The sequence below is a fragment of the Bradyrhizobium sp. AZCC 2289 genome (genome assembly GCF_036924615.1).
In the GTDB taxonomy this organism is placed as follows: domain Bacteria; phylum Pseudomonadota; class Alphaproteobacteria; order Rhizobiales; family Xanthobacteraceae; genus Bradyrhizobium.
On record NZ_JAZHRY010000001.1, the window covers coordinates 1,344,668 to 1,361,895 of the forward strand.

Annotated in this window: 14 protein-coding genes; 12 read left to right on the forward strand and 2 right to left on the reverse strand. The window is 61.9% G+C overall.

What is annotated here, in order from left to right; all coding sequences use genetic code 11:
• Positions 1 to 86: 86 nt before the first annotated feature.
• A complete protein-coding gene (locus V1289_RS06740) occupies positions 87 to 470 on the reverse strand; it encodes a hypothetical protein (protein WP_334396200.1) in 384 nt (127 codons plus the stop codon).
• A gap of 139 nt (positions 471 to 609) precedes the next feature.
• Between V1289_RS06740 and V1289_RS06745 the strand changes: the two genes are divergently transcribed.
• The 3 genes from V1289_RS06745 to V1289_RS06755 are packed head-to-tail and all read left to right on the forward strand — an operon-like array spanning position 610 to position 3,990.
• Entirely contained in the window at positions 610 to 1,596 is a 987-nt protein-coding gene (locus V1289_RS06745) for an HlyD family secretion protein (protein WP_334396201.1), read from the forward strand.
• Between the two features lies 1 nt (position 1,597).
• Positions 1,598 to 2,818, forward strand: a complete 1,221-nt coding sequence (locus V1289_RS06750) for an ABC transporter permease (RefSeq protein ID WP_334396202.1) — start codon at positions 1,598 to 1,600, stop codon at positions 2,816 to 2,818.
• Entirely contained in the window at positions 2,815 to 3,990 is a 1,176-nt protein-coding gene (locus V1289_RS06755) for an ABC transporter permease (protein ID WP_334396203.1), read from the forward strand. Before V1289_RS06750 ends, V1289_RS06755 begins: the two co-directional genes overlap by 4 nt.
• A gap of 108 nt (positions 3,991 to 4,098) precedes the next feature.
• Here the strand turns inward: V1289_RS06755 and V1289_RS06760 are convergent, their stop codons facing one another.
• Positions 4,099 to 4,422 carry an AraC family transcriptional regulator gene (locus V1289_RS06760; RefSeq protein WP_334396204.1) on the reverse strand — a complete coding sequence of 108 codons (324 nt, stop codon included), beginning with the start codon at positions 4,420 to 4,422 and terminating at the stop codon, positions 4,099 to 4,101.
• A gap of 522 nt (positions 4,423 to 4,944) precedes the next feature.
• Here V1289_RS06760 and V1289_RS06765 point away from each other — a divergent pair.
• From V1289_RS06765 to V1289_RS06810, 9 genes are all read left to right on the forward strand, one after another.
• Positions 4,945 to 5,115: a hypothetical protein gene (locus tag V1289_RS06765; RefSeq protein WP_334396205.1), complete on the forward strand. Its 171-nt coding sequence runs from the start codon at positions 4,945 to 4,947 to the stop codon at positions 5,113 to 5,115.
• A 27-nt stretch (positions 5,116 to 5,142) separates the two neighbouring features.
• Entirely contained in the window at positions 5,143 to 5,547 is a 405-nt protein-coding gene (locus V1289_RS06770; protein ID WP_334396206.1) for an organic hydroperoxide resistance protein, read from the forward strand.
• Positions 5,548 to 5,831: 284 nt separating this feature from the next.
• Positions 5,832 to 7,484, forward strand: a complete 1,653-nt coding sequence (gene mdcA / locus V1289_RS06775; protein ID WP_334396207.1) for a malonate decarboxylase subunit alpha — start codon at positions 5,832 to 5,834, stop codon at positions 7,482 to 7,484.
• Between the two features lie 15 nt (positions 7,485 to 7,499).
• Positions 7,500 to 8,804 (forward strand): malonyl-CoA decarboxylase, encoded by a 1,305-nt coding sequence (locus tag V1289_RS06780; RefSeq protein WP_334396208.1) that lies wholly within the window; start codon positions 7,500 to 7,502, stop codon positions 8,802 to 8,804.
• Between the two features lie 96 nt (positions 8,805 to 8,900).
• Complete coding sequence (locus V1289_RS06785) at positions 8,901 to 9,680, forward strand: alpha/beta fold hydrolase (protein WP_334407311.1); 780 nt, start codon at positions 8,901 to 8,903, stop codon at positions 9,678 to 9,680.
• 849 nt (positions 9,681 to 10,529) lie between these two features.
• The gene (locus V1289_RS06795; protein WP_334396210.1) at positions 10,530 to 11,768 is read left to right on the forward strand and encodes an acyl-CoA dehydrogenase family protein; all 1,239 of its coding nucleotides are present in this window, start codon (positions 10,530 to 10,532) and stop codon (positions 11,766 to 11,768) included.
• A gap of 326 nt (positions 11,769 to 12,094) precedes the next feature.
• Positions 12,095 to 13,306, forward strand: coding sequence for a CaiB/BaiF CoA transferase family protein (locus V1289_RS06800; protein ID WP_334396211.1), 1,212 nt, complete (start codon positions 12,095 to 12,097; stop codon positions 13,304 to 13,306).
• A 72-nt stretch (positions 13,307 to 13,378) separates the two neighbouring features.
• Positions 13,379 to 14,230, forward strand: a complete 852-nt coding sequence (locus V1289_RS06805; protein ID WP_334396212.1) for a fumarylacetoacetate hydrolase family protein — start codon at positions 13,379 to 13,381, stop codon at positions 14,228 to 14,230.
• Positions 14,231 to 14,468: 238 nt separating this feature from the next.
• A complete protein-coding gene (locus V1289_RS06810; protein WP_334396213.1) occupies positions 14,469 to 17,186 on the forward strand; it encodes an FAD-binding and (Fe-S)-binding domain-containing protein in 2,718 nt (905 codons plus the stop codon).
• Positions 17,187 to 17,228: the final 42 nt, after the last annotated feature.

The following is a 17,228-nucleotide window of genomic DNA, read 5'->3' on the forward strand; positions in this document are numbered from 1 at the left end:
CTAAACGGCCGGGCCAACGAGCTTATCGATCTTGCAAAGGTCAATCTATCACGCAGACCTCAACGGTGATCGTCCTAATGAACGCATCAGTAATCTCCGCCCTCGCGGCACTCGCAGGTGTAACCATCGGCGGACTCACATCCGTCCTCGCGTCGTGGTTGAGCCAACACGCACAGGCCAAGGCGCAGCGGCTCGCGCAGGACAAGCTTCGCCGACAAGAACTCTACAAGAAATTCATCGAGTCTGCTTCGAAATGCAATATCCGCGCGCTCCAGCACGATGAGCCGGACATACCGGCCCTGGTCGAGATTTACGCAAAGGTCGGCAGGATGCGAATCCTCTCCTCGCCATAGGTCGTTGAAAGTGCTGAGACGGTCGCGCGAAGGATCATCGATACGTATCTGGTACCGAACAAGACCTTCCTCGGGCTTCGGGAGATGACGAATAGCGGATCGATCGACCTTCTCCACGAATTCAGCGAGACATGTCGCGCAGAGTTCGAGTCACTCCGCGCTCAGTTCTGAAAGGGAAGAGGCACGGCGCTTCTTTTCACGGATGAACCCACCGCAGGCGCCAGAACCAAATGTTCGAATGTCAGGAGAAACCTATATGGGACGCCTCAAGGGACTTCGATGGATCATTGGAGCATTTGCGCTCGCGGCGCTCGCATCCGTGCTTTGGCTCGCGACGCGCCCGCCGCCGCTCACCGTGCAAGGCGAGGTGTCCAGCGACCGCGTCGATATCAGTCCCCGCGTCGCCGGTCGTATCGTCAAGCTTCACGTCGACGTCGGTGATTCCGTCGAACGAGGTGCGGTAATCGCCGAGCTTGAGAGCCCGCAACTCGTCGCCACCCTGATTGCCGCGCGGGCGGCACTCGGCGTCGCCAAAGCCGATCTCGGTCGCATCAACAGCACGCGGCCGGAAACCATTGCTGCCCGCAAGGCCGAACTCAAGGCGGCTGAAGCCGACGTTACGCTCAGCCAGGAGACCTATGACCGTAAGGCTCAGCTTTCCCGCACGGGAAACGCGCCACAGGCCATGGTCGATGACGCTACCCACAATCTGGAATCGGCCATCCGCAAACGCGAGTCGGCTCAAGCCGCACTGCAACTGGCGACCATCGGCGCCAGTCCGGAAGAAAAGGCGCTTGCGGCTGCACAGGTCAAGCAGGCGGAGGCGGCGCTGAACCAGCGCGATGTGGATGTCGGCGAGTTGCTCATCCGCGCCCCGATCACCGCCCAGGTCACGACGCGTGTCGCTGCGCTCGGCGAGAATTTCAGCGCCGGTTCGCCGCTGTTCTCGCTGCTCGACACCCACAGTATCTGGTTCACCTTTAATCTGCGGGAGGATTTGCTCGGCGAGCTGAAGATCGGAGATACCTTTGATGTCACCGTGCCCGCGTTCAAGTCCCAGGTCATCGCGGTGCGCGTGACCATGATCAATGTTCAGGGACAATATGCGACGTGGCGTGCCACACGGGCCACCGGTGATTTTGATTTGCGTACCTTCGAGGTTCGCGCGGTGCCGACGCAAGCTGTCGAGGGCTTGCGCCCGGGCATGAGCGCGATCGTCGCCTGGACGAAACGAGGAAGCTGAAATGCTGGCCCGAAGACATTTGCGGCCCGGCTTCTGGCTGGTGTTCTGGCGGGAAATCGACTGGCTTCGCCGCCGTCCCTTGCTGCTCGTCTTTATCACCGTCGTGCCGATTGGCCTGATGGCGCTGCTCACCCTGATATTCAGCGCAGGTCTTGCGACACGGTTGCCGATTGCGGTTCTCGATCTGGACAGTTCCGATCTTTCCCGCTCGATCATACGCATGGTCGACGCCACGCCGGATACCGCGGTCGCGGTTCGCGTCGGCGAGTTGGCGGAGGGACGCGGCATGATTCTCTCCGGCAAGGTCCACGGGCTCTTGATGCTGCCCCGAAATCTCGAGCGGGACGTGTTCGCTGGCCGCCGGCCGGAAGTCGTCTTCTTTTACAACACCCAGACGCTAACCATTGGTAATCTTACCTTGCGCGGCGTGAGCGCCGCGGTGCCGACCGCTGCCGCAGGTATCCGCCTGTCGCTGCGCACCGCGCAAGGTCAGCCGATCGAAGAAGCGCAGGCCGCGATTTCACCGATCCCGGTACAGACCCACGCTTTGTTCAATCCGACGCTGAACTATGTGTACTTTCTGCTTGCCGCGATTCTGCCGAGCGTGCTGCAAATCGTTGTCGTGACGGCGTCAGCCTATTCCGTCGGAATAGACGTCGAAACGCGCCATCGATTGCGAATCCTTCGCCGGCTTGGCGGCGGGCTTTGGCCCGCGATGGCGGGCAAGGTGCTGCCCTATACGATCGTGTTTCTGATGATGCTCGGTTTGTCGGATGCCGTGCTGTTCGGCATTCTTGAGTTGCCGCTGCACGGCCGGGGCTGGCTGCTCGACATGGCCGGATTGCTTTTTGTCCTGTCGTGCCAATTCCTCGGCGTTCTGCTAGCGCTGCTTTTCAAGCCGACGGCGAGCGCCGTCAGCATCGGCACGCTGCTGACGTCGCCGGCCTTCGGCTTCATGGGAATTGGCTTCCCGCGCCTGGGCATGAATGCGTTCGCTTATGGCTTTGGCGCCATCCTGCCCGGCACCTGGTACCTGACGGCGCGGATCGACCAAACCATCCGGGGCACGCCGCTTGACCTGTCGTGGAAACCGATCCTCGTTCTGCTCGCTTTTGTCGTCGGTCTCGCGGGACTTGTCGCGTTGCGGCTGGAAAGCATGCGCGCGCATGCCCTTCGTGATGCTGCCGGCGCTCCGCCGACGCTTAAGGATGCACTCCCATGAAGGCAATGCTTACAGTCTTCAGGGATGAACTCCGGCGCATCTTCGCGCTGCGGCCGGTATTCTCGGTGCTGGTCATTGGTTCTGCGTTCTATGCGGTGTTTTATCCGCAGCCCTACCTCAATGAAGCCTTGCGCAACGTGCCGATTGCCGTCGTCGATGGTGACGGGACGCCCGCCAGCCGCGAACTGGCGCGCCGCATCGATGCGACGTCCGACATCGCAGTGACGATGGTACTACCCGACGTTGCCAGTGCAGAGCGCGAGGTTTTTGCGCGCAAGATTTTTGGTATTCTGGCGATCCCGAAAAATTTCGAGCGCGACCTGCTGCATGGCCGCGCGTCGCCGATCGCGCTCTATGCGGACGCCAGCTATTTCCTGTTGTATCAGCGCGTTGCCGGGGGCGTCGCGGCGGTGGCGCAAACCCTGGGCGCGGAGATCGAAGCCGCCCGCCTGATCGGCATCGGCGTCGATCCGGCTCTCGCCAGCGCCGCATCCGACCCGATGCAATTGACGGCGGTGCCGCTGTTCAATCCTCAGGGGGGCTATGCGACCTATGTTCTGCCGGGTGCCTTCATTATAATCCTGCACCAGATCTTGCTCATGGGCGTCGGGTTGCTCGGCACGTTGCCCGGGGCCGATCCGTCCGAGAATGCAACAGACGATCCGCCGCCAGGCCCTTTTGCGACCGTTGTGGGAAAGATGCTGGCCTATCTACTGCTCGAGGCGATCATCTTGCCGCTATATTTGATCGCGCTGCCCTATCTCTATGGACTACCGCGGCTTGGCGGCGTCATCCCGATACTCATCTTCGCCGTGCCGTTTGTTCTCTCTGTCAGCGGGCTAGGCCTTGTCGTTGCGGCCATCTTCAAAAACCCGCTGTCGGTTCAACTTGTCCTGGCAGCGATTGGACTGCCTTTTTTCTACCTCGCAGGGTTTGGATGGCCGACCGAAGTGATCCCACCCACTGTCCATGTAGTTTCATTGCTGGTGCCAAGTACCTCCGCGATTAACGGATTTACCCGGCTCGCTCAGCTCGGTGCTCCGCTCGCCGACGTGCGAGGCGAGTTTTTGCTGCTGTGGGGGCTGACGTTACTTTATGGCGGTATCGCCTGGATCCTGGAAGTCAGGAGGCGTCGCGTTGCATCCGTTCCAAGCTGGCCGGCATCCGACTAGTCTCAACGCATCGGCGACATTCTGACGATTCATGGTACGTCCGCAGCCTTGCATTGAGTCAGACATCGTGGCTACAGGGCCTCTCAGGATCGACCGCCGCTGCGCGAACTATGCGGCTCTAGCGAACGGATCTTGTGTTTTGTGCCGACGCCAGACGCTGGGGGTAATGCCGACGGCATATTGAAACCGCTTCGTGAGATGGGACTGATCAGCGAATCCCGCAGCAAGCGCGATCTGGCACAGCGGCTCGTCGGTCGCAAGCATGAGTTCCTGGGCTCGCTGGACGCGACGTTCGAGCACGAAGGTATGCGGGCCGACGCCGAAGCACTTCTTGAAGGCACGTTGGAAGTGCCTCGGACCCAGACGGACGACGGCAGATAGTTGCTTTGCGGTCACGGGCTTGTCGATGTTCATTTCGATGTAAACCTTCACGCGCCGGACCTGCCAAGGAGCGAGCCCGCCGGGCACGAGACCAACCGCCGCCCCGTAGAAAATCGAAGGACCCGCCGTCTCGAGAATTAGGCGCGCTTTCGAGAGGTGCCTTATTGCCGCCTCGCGATTCGTGTCGAGCGCCTCCAGGCCTGTCCGCAACAATTCGACGACAATTTGCGCCGTTTCTCGCGCATTGGAGCCCCGCGCCCGCGGAGCAGTGGGTAACGTCTCCGATGAGTACATTTGAGAATCTCTTCCCGTTCAACACCGACGGCTATTCCGTCAGGCCAAACAATGGCGCAGCCCGCGCAAGAGCTCTCGTTGTTCGGTGTTAAGCCGCGTAGCATTCTGAAAAAGATCCGCTGCTTCGGTTTGATCGCGCTCGCCTGACAGCGAGATCACGCCCCTCACGCCGCAGGCCTAAACATTCCAAGCGAGGCATAATTGTGCAAGCGGCCCTTTGCCGCCTTCCTCTAGGCCTGATGCACAAGTTCATACCGAACACGGACGAGGAGCAGTCCCATGGCCACGGCAAGTGCAGAAGTGCAAGCGTCCGAAGGAACATCGGCAACCCAAGCGTGTGATGCGGACCGGCGAGCCGAAGCGCACGCCCCACTGATTTACATTCGAACCCGTCGGGCGATGATCGCCAAGGAGCTGATTGAAATCATCCCCGGCCGCGAGGCGATCTGATGGCCGCATATCGATAGGAGGCGAACCATGGCTTACGTCACATCTGCGACGACCAAAGGCGGCCGCAACGGCCGCGCGATGCTGGACAATGGCGCGCTTGCGCTCGCAATGGCCGCGCCCAAGGAAATCGGCGGCGCCGGCGACGGACATAATCCCGAGCAGTTGTTCGCGCTGGGTTATTCATCCTGCTACGGACAAGCAATTCTGCTGATTGCAAAAAAATACGGCCTCGATGGGCATGCCGCGCGGGTCACCTGCGAAGTGACGCTGGATCAGAAGGACGGTGGCTTCGCTCTCGCCGTCGAGCTGAAGGTTTCAATACCTGGCGCTGACAAGGAAAAGCTCCAGCATCTGGTTGAGGAAGCCCACACGGTCTGCCCTTACTCGAAGGCTACCAAGGGCAATATCCCGGTCAAGCTGACCACCATTTAAGTTTTCGGACAAGGAGAGAGCGTGACCGTATCACCATCCTTGGCGCGCATGGCATACGAGGTTCCACCACAGCCCCGCGCTAAGGACAATTATGGAGGTGGCTAAAACGTTATGATCCCCAGTAACTCTGGGTCGATGATCGGCGAAGTAGCAGGACGGCGGGTGCCACGTTTAACGCAGACAATTCAACCACGGAGTTAGATCGATGATGAAATTACGGATACTTGCGGCAATGATGGCCTCCTACCTTTCGCTTCGAGCACAGCATTGAGCGGAGGTCCATCATGTCAAACGCTTCACGACGCGGAGCAGTTCGCGCCCCCCGTCTCGCGCGGGCTGCCGCGCTCAGCGGCACGAGCGGAAAAGTCTGCCCCGCCGACCGCGCGACGCTGTTGCTCGAAGCAATCATCGAACCGGGCGACCGCGTCGCTATCGAGGGCGACAATCAGAAGCAGGCCGATTTTCTGGCCGCCGCGCTCGCGAAGGCCGATCCGGCGCGGCTGCACGATCTGCACATGGTGCAGTCGGTGCTGGCACTACCCGAACATCTGGCCGTCTTCGAGCGCGGCATTGCGAGCCGGCTCGATTTCGCCTTCGCGGGGCCGCAAAGCCGCAAGCTCGCCGAACTGGTCGCGAACGGGACGGTGATGATCGGGGCGATCCATACCTATCTCGAACTCTATGCTCGCATGCTGGTCGACCTGACGCCGCGCGTGGCGCTGATCGTCGCCGATAAGGCGGATCGCGATGGCAACCTCTACACTGGCCCCAATACCGAAGACACGCCGACCGTCGCCGAGGCCACAGCGTTCCGTGGTGGCATCGTTGTCGCGCAGGTCAACGAGATCGTCGATCGACTGCCGCGGGTCGACGTGCCCGGCGACTGGGTCGATGTCGTGGTGCAGAGCCCGAAGCCGTATCTGATCGATCCGCTGTTCACGCGCGATCCCGCCAAGATCAGGAACGAGAACGTGCTGATGGCGATGATGGCGATCGCGGCGATCTACGAACCCTACCAGGTGCGGCGGCTCAATCACGGTATCGGCTATGCGACCGCGGCGATCGAACTGATGCTGCCAACCTACGCCGTCCAGCGCGGACTGAAGGGCAAGATCGCCAGGCATTTCGTGCTGAACCCGCACCCGACCCTGATCCCAGCGATCGAAGCCGGCTTCGTCGACAGCGTCTATTGCTTCGGCTCCGAGTTGGGCATGGAACGCTACGTTTCGAACCGCGCCGATATATTCCCGGTGGGCGCCGACGGCAATCTGCGGTCCAACCGCGCGCTGGCACAGGTCGCCGGACACTATGCCTGCGACCTCTTCATCGGCGGTACGTTGCAGATCGACCCGCAAGGCAACAGCTCGACGGCCACCAAGGGCCGGATCACGGGCTTCGGCGGCGCGCCGAACATGGGCGCCGACCCGCGTGGCCGCCGCCACGACAGTCTCGCCTGGCGGCGCGCCGGTCAGGAAGCCGGCGAGAGCCTGCGCGGACGCAAGCTTGTGGTACAGATGGTGCAGACCCATCAGCCGAATGGCGCACCGAGCTTTGTCGAACGGCTGGACGCGTTCGATCTCGCAGCCTCGGCCGGTTTTGCGCTACCGCCGGTGATGATCTACGGCGACGACGTCACCCATGTCGTTACCGAGCGTGGCGTGGCCAACCTTTTGCGTTGCCGGTTGCCGCAGGAACGCGAGGCGGCATTGCGCGCCGTCGCGGGCGATACCGAGTTCGGCAGGCGACAGCCGTCCGAAACAAGCGACAGCCTGCGCCGCCGCGGCATCGTGATGTTGCCCTCTGACCTCGGCATCGATGTCAACACCGCAACCCGCGACCGGCTCGCGGCCCAAACCATCGACGACCTCGTGACGGCGTCAGGCGGACTCTACGTGCCGCCGGCGAAATTCCGCCCGACCACGGTCCCCCACGGTTGAGGATAGGAGGCAACGATGACCCCGAACACGCAAACCTCAAGTGGCCTGTCCAACTCGAAGCCCGCGCCGGTCGATCGCGCGAAAGACCTCGCAGCGGCACTGCTGTCGGAAGGCGGTGAGGCCTCCGGCGCGCAGGTCGCGCGCGAACTGCACCACGTACTGAGCGCCCTCGATGCGGACGACCGGCACAACTTCCTGCGCTATCTTGCGACGGAGTTTCGGCCCGACAGAACTGCGCTGCGCGCGGCGTCGGAGCGCTATCTCGCCGACGATGCGGCGGAAGCCGCGGCCGCGCTCGCGCGGGCCGCCGATCCGCCCCGCCAGGAATTGCTGCGGCGAATCAACATGGCGCCAGGCGGCACCGGGGCGCTGATCGCGATGCGCAGTGAAATTGCCTCATGGCTGCGCGGCGAACCGGAACTGAAGCTGCTCGACGCCGACCTCAAGCATCTGTTCGCCTCGTGGTTCAACCGCGGCTTCATCGAGCTGCGGCGCCTCGACTGGCAGACGCCGGCCGCGGTGCTGGAGAAGCTGATCGCCTATGAGGCAGTGCACGAGATCAAGGGCTGGGACGATCTGCGGCGGCGTCTTGCGCCCGACCGCCGCTGCTTCGCATTCTTCCATCCCGCGCTTCCCGGCGAGCCGCTGATCTTCGTCGAAGTCGCGCTGGTGCAGGGGTTGGCCACCGCGATGCCGCCGCTGCTCGCACGGGAGACGGACGAGGAGGCCGCACGGGCGCAAGCTGCGCGCGCTGATACCGCGATTTTCTATTCGATCTCCAACTGCCAGGACGGCCTGCGCGGCATATCGTTCGGCAATTTCCTGATCAAGCAGGTGGTCGAGGAGCTCAAGGCGGAGTTTCCGCAGCTGAAGCGTTTTTCCACCCTTTCGCCGGTACCGGGGTTTCGGAGCTGGCTCGGTCCACGGCTTGCGAACGGAAGCGATCCCGATGCCGCGCTGTTGCCACAACTTGAGAGCTGCGGCTGGTGGAATGACCCGACGCAGAGCGAGAAGCTGCGTGCGCCCTTGCTGCGGCTTTGCGCCCGCTATCTGACGCGGCAACCCTCGATACGCATCGACCCGGTAGCGCGCTTTCACCTCGGCAACGGTGCGCGGCTCGAACGTGTCAATTGGCTCGGCAACAACGCGCCACGCGGCATCCAGGAATCCTTCGGCATCATGGTCAACTATCTCTACGACCATGACAGCATCGAGAACAACCACGAGGCCTTCGTGCGAGACGGGACTATCGTGCGTTCGCCCGAGGTCGACACACTGCTCGAAACTGAGCCCATGCGGGGGGCTGCAGAAAGGCGGTGAACTGCGACATGACATCGAAATCTCGGGCGTCCGGCGCCGCTCTGCCCCGCCCACACCGTGCAACCAGACAATCCACCTATCCTTGAAGGAAGAGATATCATGATGAACAGACGCGCTTTTTCCGCCGCCCTCGTGACCGGTCTAGCGGCTTCGCTGATTTCCACACGTGGCATGGCCGCAAATTCAACTCCAGCGAAGGCGAGCAACGTCGTGCTTGTGCACGGGCTGTTTGCCGATGGCTCATGCTGGTCCGAAGTGATAGCGCGATTGCAGGCGGCGGGGCTCAACGCCACGGCCGTGCAAAATCCGCTGACGACGCTGCCTGAAGCGGTGGCTTCGGCCCAGCGTGTGCTGGCGCGGCAGGATGGCCCGACGGTGCTGGTGGGTCATTCCTTCTCCGGGATGATCGTCACGGAAGCCGGTGTGCATCCGAACGTCTCCGCGCTCGTCTATGTGGCGGCGCGCGCGCCGGATGCGGGCGAGGATTACACCGCCCTGGCGAAGACATATCCGACGCCGCCGGCGACGGCCGGGATCGCGTTCGATGGCGATGAAGGACGCCTTTCCGAGGAGGCTTTCCTTCGCGATTTTGCCGGCGACCTGCCGGAAGCGAAGGCCAGGGTGCTTTACGCCGTGCAGGAGCCGTTCCACAAGGCTCTGCTGTCAGGCAAGACCACCCACGCCGCATGGCGATCCAAGCCCAGCTATTATGCCGTTTCGACCGAAGACCGCACCATCAATCCAGACCTTGAGCGTTTCATGGCAAAACGGATGGGCGCCAAGACCATCGAAGTGAAGGCCAGCCATCTCTCGCTGATCTCCCATCCCGATGAAATCACGCGGCTGATCCTCGAAGCCGCGGGACAGCAAACCTGACGAACCCAGCGCATACACAGTACGAAAGGAGCAAGAAGCCATGAAGCGCTTTGGATCTGCCATCTGGAGCGGCGGCCTGAGTGAAGCCAAGGGGAGCGATTTCTGGCAAAACGCATGAACGCAACCAGCGCGGAACTGGACGCAGGCCACCTGTCTCTGGTGTCTCATCCCAAGGAAATCGCCTACCTGATCTTAGCCGTTGCAGGTCGGCGAAACTAAACGGACACGCGCACTCGTCGCGGGCTGGATCGATGGAATCCGCCGCAAGTTCAAGAAAGCTGATCGCATCGGCAAAAGCCCGGCCGCCTCTAATCATTTGGAATAATGAACACTTCGGGCTGATGCCGCCGACATTGTCGCGTGATCATTGCGCTTGATGAACAACCGTTGCTTGCCTTTGCCGGCATATGAACCCAATACAAAGCACAAAGTCGAGCCACTGCGCCGCCCAGAGTCCGGCCAGGCCGTTCCGATAGAGGTCGCCGAGAGGGGCCGTGAGACGCCAAAAACGCGAATCAGCATAAACATTCCTCAAGCGCACCGACGCCGCCCCGTTTGCGACCGGTGCTGCCTCGGGCACGACGAGATAGATCGTGACTGCGCAGCCGGCAGTCACCGCAGCTGACCCACCGAAGAGTTCACGCCAGCCTACCAGGTGAGCGCAAGCTCGGTCGGCAACGTCGCTGTCACAGTGCCTGGCGCGCCGCAGGGCCTAAACATTCCAAGTGAGTCATGTTTGTCAAAGCGCCCTTTGTCACCTTCACCTAGTCCTGATGCACAAGCTTGTGCGACTTCTATGCACACGGAAGCGACGGCGCAGAGCCGTTGTCGAATTGAAGGAGTACCGACATGGTAACGACACCAGCGCCGATCGCGGGCGCAGCAGCACCGGCGAAGAAAGCTCCAAAACAGCTGCCCCCGCCGAACAGCGACTTCTACGAATTCGCAGAGACCTTGAACGCGGAGGAACAGGCGGTTTTAAAACAAGTGCGAGCGTTCATGGAGACCAAGGTCGCGCCGATTATCAATAAGTACTGGATCGAGGATTCCTTCCCGTTCGAGGTGCTGCCGGCGTTCAAGGAGTTGAACATCGGCGGACTGGGTATGCAGGGATACGGGTGCCGAGGAGGAAGCCTCCTGCTGTCGGGCCTGGTCGCGATGGAGCTGGCGCGTGTGGATTGTTCGTTCGCGGGCTTCTTCGGCATCCACAACGGCATGGCGATTGGCTCAATCTACGCCGCGGGCTCGGAGGAGCAGAAGCAGAAGTGGCTGCCGCCGATGGCCCGCCTTGAGAAGATCGGCTGCTACGGCCTGACCGAGCCGCTCGTGGGCTCCGGGGCGAGCCGCGGCCTGATGACGACGGCGAAGAAGGAGGGGGACACTTGGGTCCTCAACGGCCAGAAGAAGTGGATCGGCAACTCGCCTTGGTGCGACATCTCGATCATCTGGGCGCGCGACGTCGCCGACAACGAGGAAAAGGGCTTTATCGTCGAGAACAAGACGACGCCGGGTTTCAGCGTCGAGAAGATCCATAACAAGATCGCGTTCAAGGTGGTGCAGAACGGCCTCATCACGATGAAGGACTGCCGCGTGCCTGCAGAGAATCACCTTCAGTCCGGCAACTCGTTCCGCGACACCGCGCGGGTGCTGCGCACTCTGCGGTATCTCGTCGCGTGGCAGGCGACGGGATGCCAGATGGGAGCCTACGAGCATGCGCTCAAGTACGCTCAGGAGCGTTTGCAGTTCGGCAGGCCGATCGCCTCGTTCCAGCTGATTCAGGACCTTCTCGCCAGAATGCTCGCGAACGTCACAGCTTCTCAGTGCATGGTGGTGCGCACGGCGCAACTGTCCGCGGAAGGCAAGCTGGGGGACCATCATGCGGCACTGGCCAAGGCGTTCTGCACCTACAGAATGCGCGAGACGGTCGCGTGGGCCCGCGAGATCCTCGGCGGCAACGGCATCAGCACCGACTATAACGTGGCCCGCTTCTTCGCCGATGCCGAGGTGATCTACAACTACGAGGGTACGTACCAGATGCAGAACCTGATGGTCGGCAAAGCGATCACCGGGTTCAGTGCGTTCGTATGAGCGAGGGCGAGCCAGCGGCCACCCGCTCCCCGCTGGCTCGCCCGCTTATTTCCCAGACAGGAGATACCAACATGGCCGCCACAGCAACGCTCACGCCTTCACCGGCGGTGATGCCCATCACTTCGGCAGCGGCAGCACTGACGCTCGCGATAGTTCTGTACGAGAAAAGGGTGCGATCGCTTACGTGACGGTCAATCGGCCAAGGGTGCTCAACGCCCTGAATAGGCCGACGTGGAGGGATCTGTCCGCCTTCCTTGAGAAGCGCGCGCCCCAGTTCCACGGGCGTTGAACCTTACTCGCCGAGCATGACAATTCAGGAGAGACCAATGGCAAGCGATAACATCTTCTCGGGATTGAAAGTGGTGGACCTCGCCAGCTTCGTTGCGGGCCCAGGCGCTGCGGTGATCCTGTCCGATTTCGGCGCGGACGTGATCAAGGTCGAACCGCCCTCCGGCGACATGTATCGAATCGTCTTCAAGCTTCCGCCGCAGCCGCGCGCCAGCGACAATTACACGTGGCATCTGGACAACCGCAATAAACGTGGGCTGGCGCTCGACCTGAAATCGCCGAACGCCGCAGAAGTGCTCGAACGGTTGGTCAAGTGGGCCGACGTCCTCATCGTCAACACGCCACATCCGGCGCGCGAGCGGCTCAAGCTCGAATACAAGGACGTCGTGCAATGGAACCCCCGGCTGATCTACGCTGACATCTCGGGCTTCGGCGACAACGGCCCTGACGCCGACCTTCCAGGCTTCGATGTAACGGCCTACTGGTCGCGCAGCGGCCTGCTGTCGGAGACACGCGATGCGGGGGCGCCGCCCACAACGCCCATGGTGACCAGCGGCGATCATGCGACGGCGGTTGGCCTGTTCTCTGCGATCGTCATGGGCCTGTACCGGCGTGAGCGCACGGGCAAAGGCTCCTATGTCACGACATCGCTACTCGCCGAGGGCGTCTGGGCCGCTGGCGCCCACATTGCCGGGGCATTGGCCGGGGCGATCTTCTATCCGCTGCACGATCGGCAGAGCCCGTCGAACGCGTTCTTCAATCCCTACAAGGCGTCTGAGGGTAGCTGGTTCCTGCTGGTGGTCACGCCGGATAAATTCCAGGCGCTGGCGGCCGCCATTGACCGGCCGGACTTGATGACCGATCCGCGCTTCAGTGATGCGAAAAAACAAGCGGTGAACGCGATACAGCTCAGGACAATCCTGGATGACGTGTTCGCCAAGCAGCCGATGCAGCACTGGCGCGAGGTCTTCAACAAAGCGCACATCACGTACGGAGCGATTGTGGAGCCGAGCGAAGTCATCAACGACCCGCAATTGCGCGCGAACGACATGGTCGTTCCGCTCGAGGGCGCGGGAGGCAAGCTGACGCTTACAGTCAGCAGCCCTATGCAGGTGCACGGCGTTGCAAAGGAACCCGCGCGCCGCGCGCCCGGCCTCGGCGAGCACAATCACGAAATTCTCAGGGAGCTCGGCTTCGACGCTGCCCAGATCGAAAAGCTCCACGCCGCCAGCACCGTACCGCGAGGCTGACGAGGTCATTGACTTGGCCAGAACGAATCTATGGCGCTGAGGCACGTGTCCGCAGGCCACTGGAGGAAACCCATGCGCATTGTCCATTTCGAGAAGGCGGGTCTCCCCGGAATCGCGGCGGATGACGGCTCGGGCTGGCATGGCCTTACGGAGCGCGAAAGCGGCTTTCCAGGCACTCTGCCTGAACTGATTGCGCAAGGTGCGGATCTGTTGCGCACAGGCAGAGACCTTCTGCCCATGCCCGCAATCGACCTGAATGCAGTTCGGATACTGCCTCCGGTGCCCAAGCCGCCGAAGATCCTCTGTGTCGGTCTCAACTACGATGATCACCTCGAGGAAAGCGGACTCAAAAAGCCGGTCTATCCCGAAATTTTCGCGCGCTTCGCGACGAGTCTGATCGCCCACCGTGAAACGATCCGGCGGCCACGCGAATCGTCCGCGCTCGACTATGAGGCGGAGCTCGCCGTGGTGATCGGCCGGAGCGGTCGCCGCATCCACCGCGACAGAGCCCTCGATCACGTTGCGGGCTACTCCCTATTCAACGATGCGTCGATACGCGATTTTCAACTGCGCACGCCGCAATGGACGATGGGCAAGAATTTCGATGCCACAGGGGCGTTCGGCCCCTGGCTGGTGACGCCCGATGCCGTGCCGCCGGGGGCCCACGGGTTGCGCATTCAGGGCCGCTTGAACGGCCGGGTGATGCAGGATGCGCGTACCGACCAGCTCATCTTCAGCGTCCCCGCGCTGATCGAAATGATCAGCGTCGCGATGAGTCTGGAGCCGGGTGATGTGATCATCACCGGAACACCCGGTGGCATTGGGGCGGCGCGCAAGCCACCTGTCTTCATGCGGCAGGGCGATGTCTTCGAAGTGGAGATCGAGGGGATCGGTGTCTTGAGCAACCCCGTCCAGGACGAGTGAAAGAGGAGACGCCGCGTTGATCAGAAAGCTATTTTCCACGAACCCCGCGCGCATAGGACGGTTCGACGGGCCACCGACGTGCGATGCAGTCTCCGCCTCCCTGCTCGACGGGACCCCAGGTGACCTGAAGGCCGATCTCATCGCCCTCCTGGGAAAAGCGAACGTCCTCCACAGAGCAATCGATCTCGTACGGTATGCCTCCGATGCGAGCCCGTATCGGCTCGTCCCTCAAGTTGTCGTGCTGCCTCGAACGACCGATGACATCGCCAATCTCTTTCGCTATTGCCGAGAGAACGGAAGGCACGCGACGTTCCGCGCGGCGGGAACCAGCCTGAACGGTCAATCCCAGTCGGACGATATACTCATCGACGTGCGCCGTCATTGGTACGGCGCCAAAGTGGAGGACGATGGCCGCCGGGTGCGCGCGCGTCCAGGAATGATCCTGGGCCACGTCAACGCAATGCTCGGGCGATACGGCCGACGGGTTGGACCGGATCCGGCAAGTTCGCACGCATGCACCGTCGGTGGCGTAATAGCCAACAACTCTGGCGGCATGCGCTGCACCGTCAGAAACGACGCTTACCAGACGGTCTCGGCGATGACGTTCGTAACGCCATCCGGCGCCGTAATCGACACCTCGGCTCCCGACGCGGAGGCGGCATTCGAACGAGCCGAACCAGATCTTGCGATCGGGCTGCTGGAACTCCGCGGACAGTTGCTCGCCGATCGCGAGCTGGCCGACCGCGTGCGACGAAAATATTCGATACGAAACACCCATGGCTACCGGCTCTGCGCTCTGCTCGACGGCGAGACGCCACTCGAAATCTTTCGTCGTCTTCTCGTGGGATCTGAGGGAACGCTTGGGTTCGTCGCCGAGGCTGTGATCGACACCGTTCCTGTTCCTGGCGTGACCAGCGTCGCTTGGATACCGGTCCCAACCATCGACGAAGCGGTCGGCCTTGTGTCCGGCCTCGTCGGTCTCGGAGCCTCCGCGGTCGAGCTGATGGTCGCCCCCGCTCTCGCCGCCGCCGGCCAGGCCTTCGCGCACACCCCTTCCTATTGGAAAACTCTCAATCCGAAGGCTGCGGCCCTTCTCGTGGAGTTCGGCGCCGAAGACATGAGAGCGCTCGAGGTTTTGCAGAACAAGGTCGTCGAGTTTACCTCCAAAGCCAATCTGATTCATCCGGTAGAGTTCACGAGCGTGGCGGAAGCTGTCGAGCTGGCGTGGCACGTACGCGAAGGACTGCTCGGACTGATCGGCAAACAGCGTCCCCAGGGCTCGACGCTCATAACCGAGGACGTGTGCTTTCCGCCAGAACGCCTGGCGCAAGGAGCTAGGGACATCCAGGAACTGCTCGGCAAGCACGGCTTCATCCCCGGGGTCGCCGGCCACGCAGCCCACGGAAATCTTCACTTTACGCTGGTCGCGGACTTTGGCGATCCAAAGGGCCACAAACGGTACGCGGCCTTCATCGAAGAACTCGTCGATCTCGTCGTCCGCAAGCACGACGGCTCGCTGAAGGCCGAGCACGGTACCGGTCTCAACATGGCGCCTTTCGTCGAGTCGGAATGGGGCGCGAAGGCCACCGGCATGATGTGGCGGCTCAAAGAGCTCGCCGACCCGAAAGGCATTCTGGGACCGAACGTGATCCTGACCCGCAACGCAAAACTCCATTTGGAGAATTTGAAATCGGTGCCCCAGATCGAGAGCGTCACGGATTCTTCGCAATGCATCGAGTGCGGATTCTGCGAACCGGTTTGTCCCAGCCGTAACGTCACTATGACGCCAAGGCAACGGATCGTGCTGAGGCGTGAAATGGCTCGCCAATCGCCGGGATCACCGATGCTTGCACGGCTGCAGGAGGAGTACCAGTACGACGGAATCGAGACCTGCGCCGGCGATGGCACATGCGCGATTGCCTGCCCGATCGGAATCAACACCGGTGCTCTGATCCGCGAATTGCGTGCGGTCGAGACCACTCCGACAGCCGACAAGGTCGCGCTACGATTAGCCAAGAACTGGAGCGCGGTCGAGAAGGTATCCCGAGCGAGCCTGTCCGCCACGCATGCCTTCTCCGCTCTATTCGGAGTCAAGCCGCTGACGGCCTTGACCGGGGTTGCGCGAGCAGTCGCGAATCCCGATCTGATACCGAGCGTGCCGGGTCCGATGCCTCGGGCAGCTCGGGCTCTACGGTCGACCCAAAGGAACGTTGCCGCAGCCGTCTACTTTCCCGCCTGCATCAATCGGATGTTTGGCCGCGATCCGGACGGCCCGGCTTCGCCGTCCTTGCCGGAGGCGTTCGTCGCACTATCCGAACGAGCCGGAATGCCGTTGTGGATCCCGCCTGACGTCGCCGGTCTTTGTTGCTCCACCCCCTGGAAGTCGAAAGGCTATCCCCAGGGCCACGAGTTCATGGCCAAATCCATCGCCGACGCCATGCTGCGGTGGAGCGACGGCGGTAAGATCCCGATCGTCGTTGATGCGGCATCGTGCACTCTCGGTCTCAGCCAAGATATTGCGTCACTACTCGACGCCGAGACCAAGGCCAGGTACGAGAGTCTGACCATCATCGACTCGATCGCGTGGTGTCACGATCTACTTCCGAAGTTGACGATCCGGAGGAAGCTCGGGCGGATCGCCGTGCACCCAACCTGCTCCATCACGCACCTGGAATTGGCTGGGAAGCTCAAGCAGATCGCGACGCATTTGGCCGATGAGGTCGAGGTGCCAATCGGTACGACCTGCTGCGGTACGGCCGGGGATAGAGGTCTCCTGCATCCCGAACTCGTCGTTTCAGCGACCCGCGAGGTCAAAGCCGTTCTGGATGCTCACCCGGCCGAGGCCTACATTTCGGCGAACCGAACCTGTGAGATGGGCCTTCGGCACGCGACCGGGCGACCGTATGAGTCGTTTATTTTCCTGCTTGAGGAACTGAGTCGTCCGGAGGCGGGCTAACGGATGACCCCAGCTTATCGAGAAGTTCTCTCGCCGACAGAT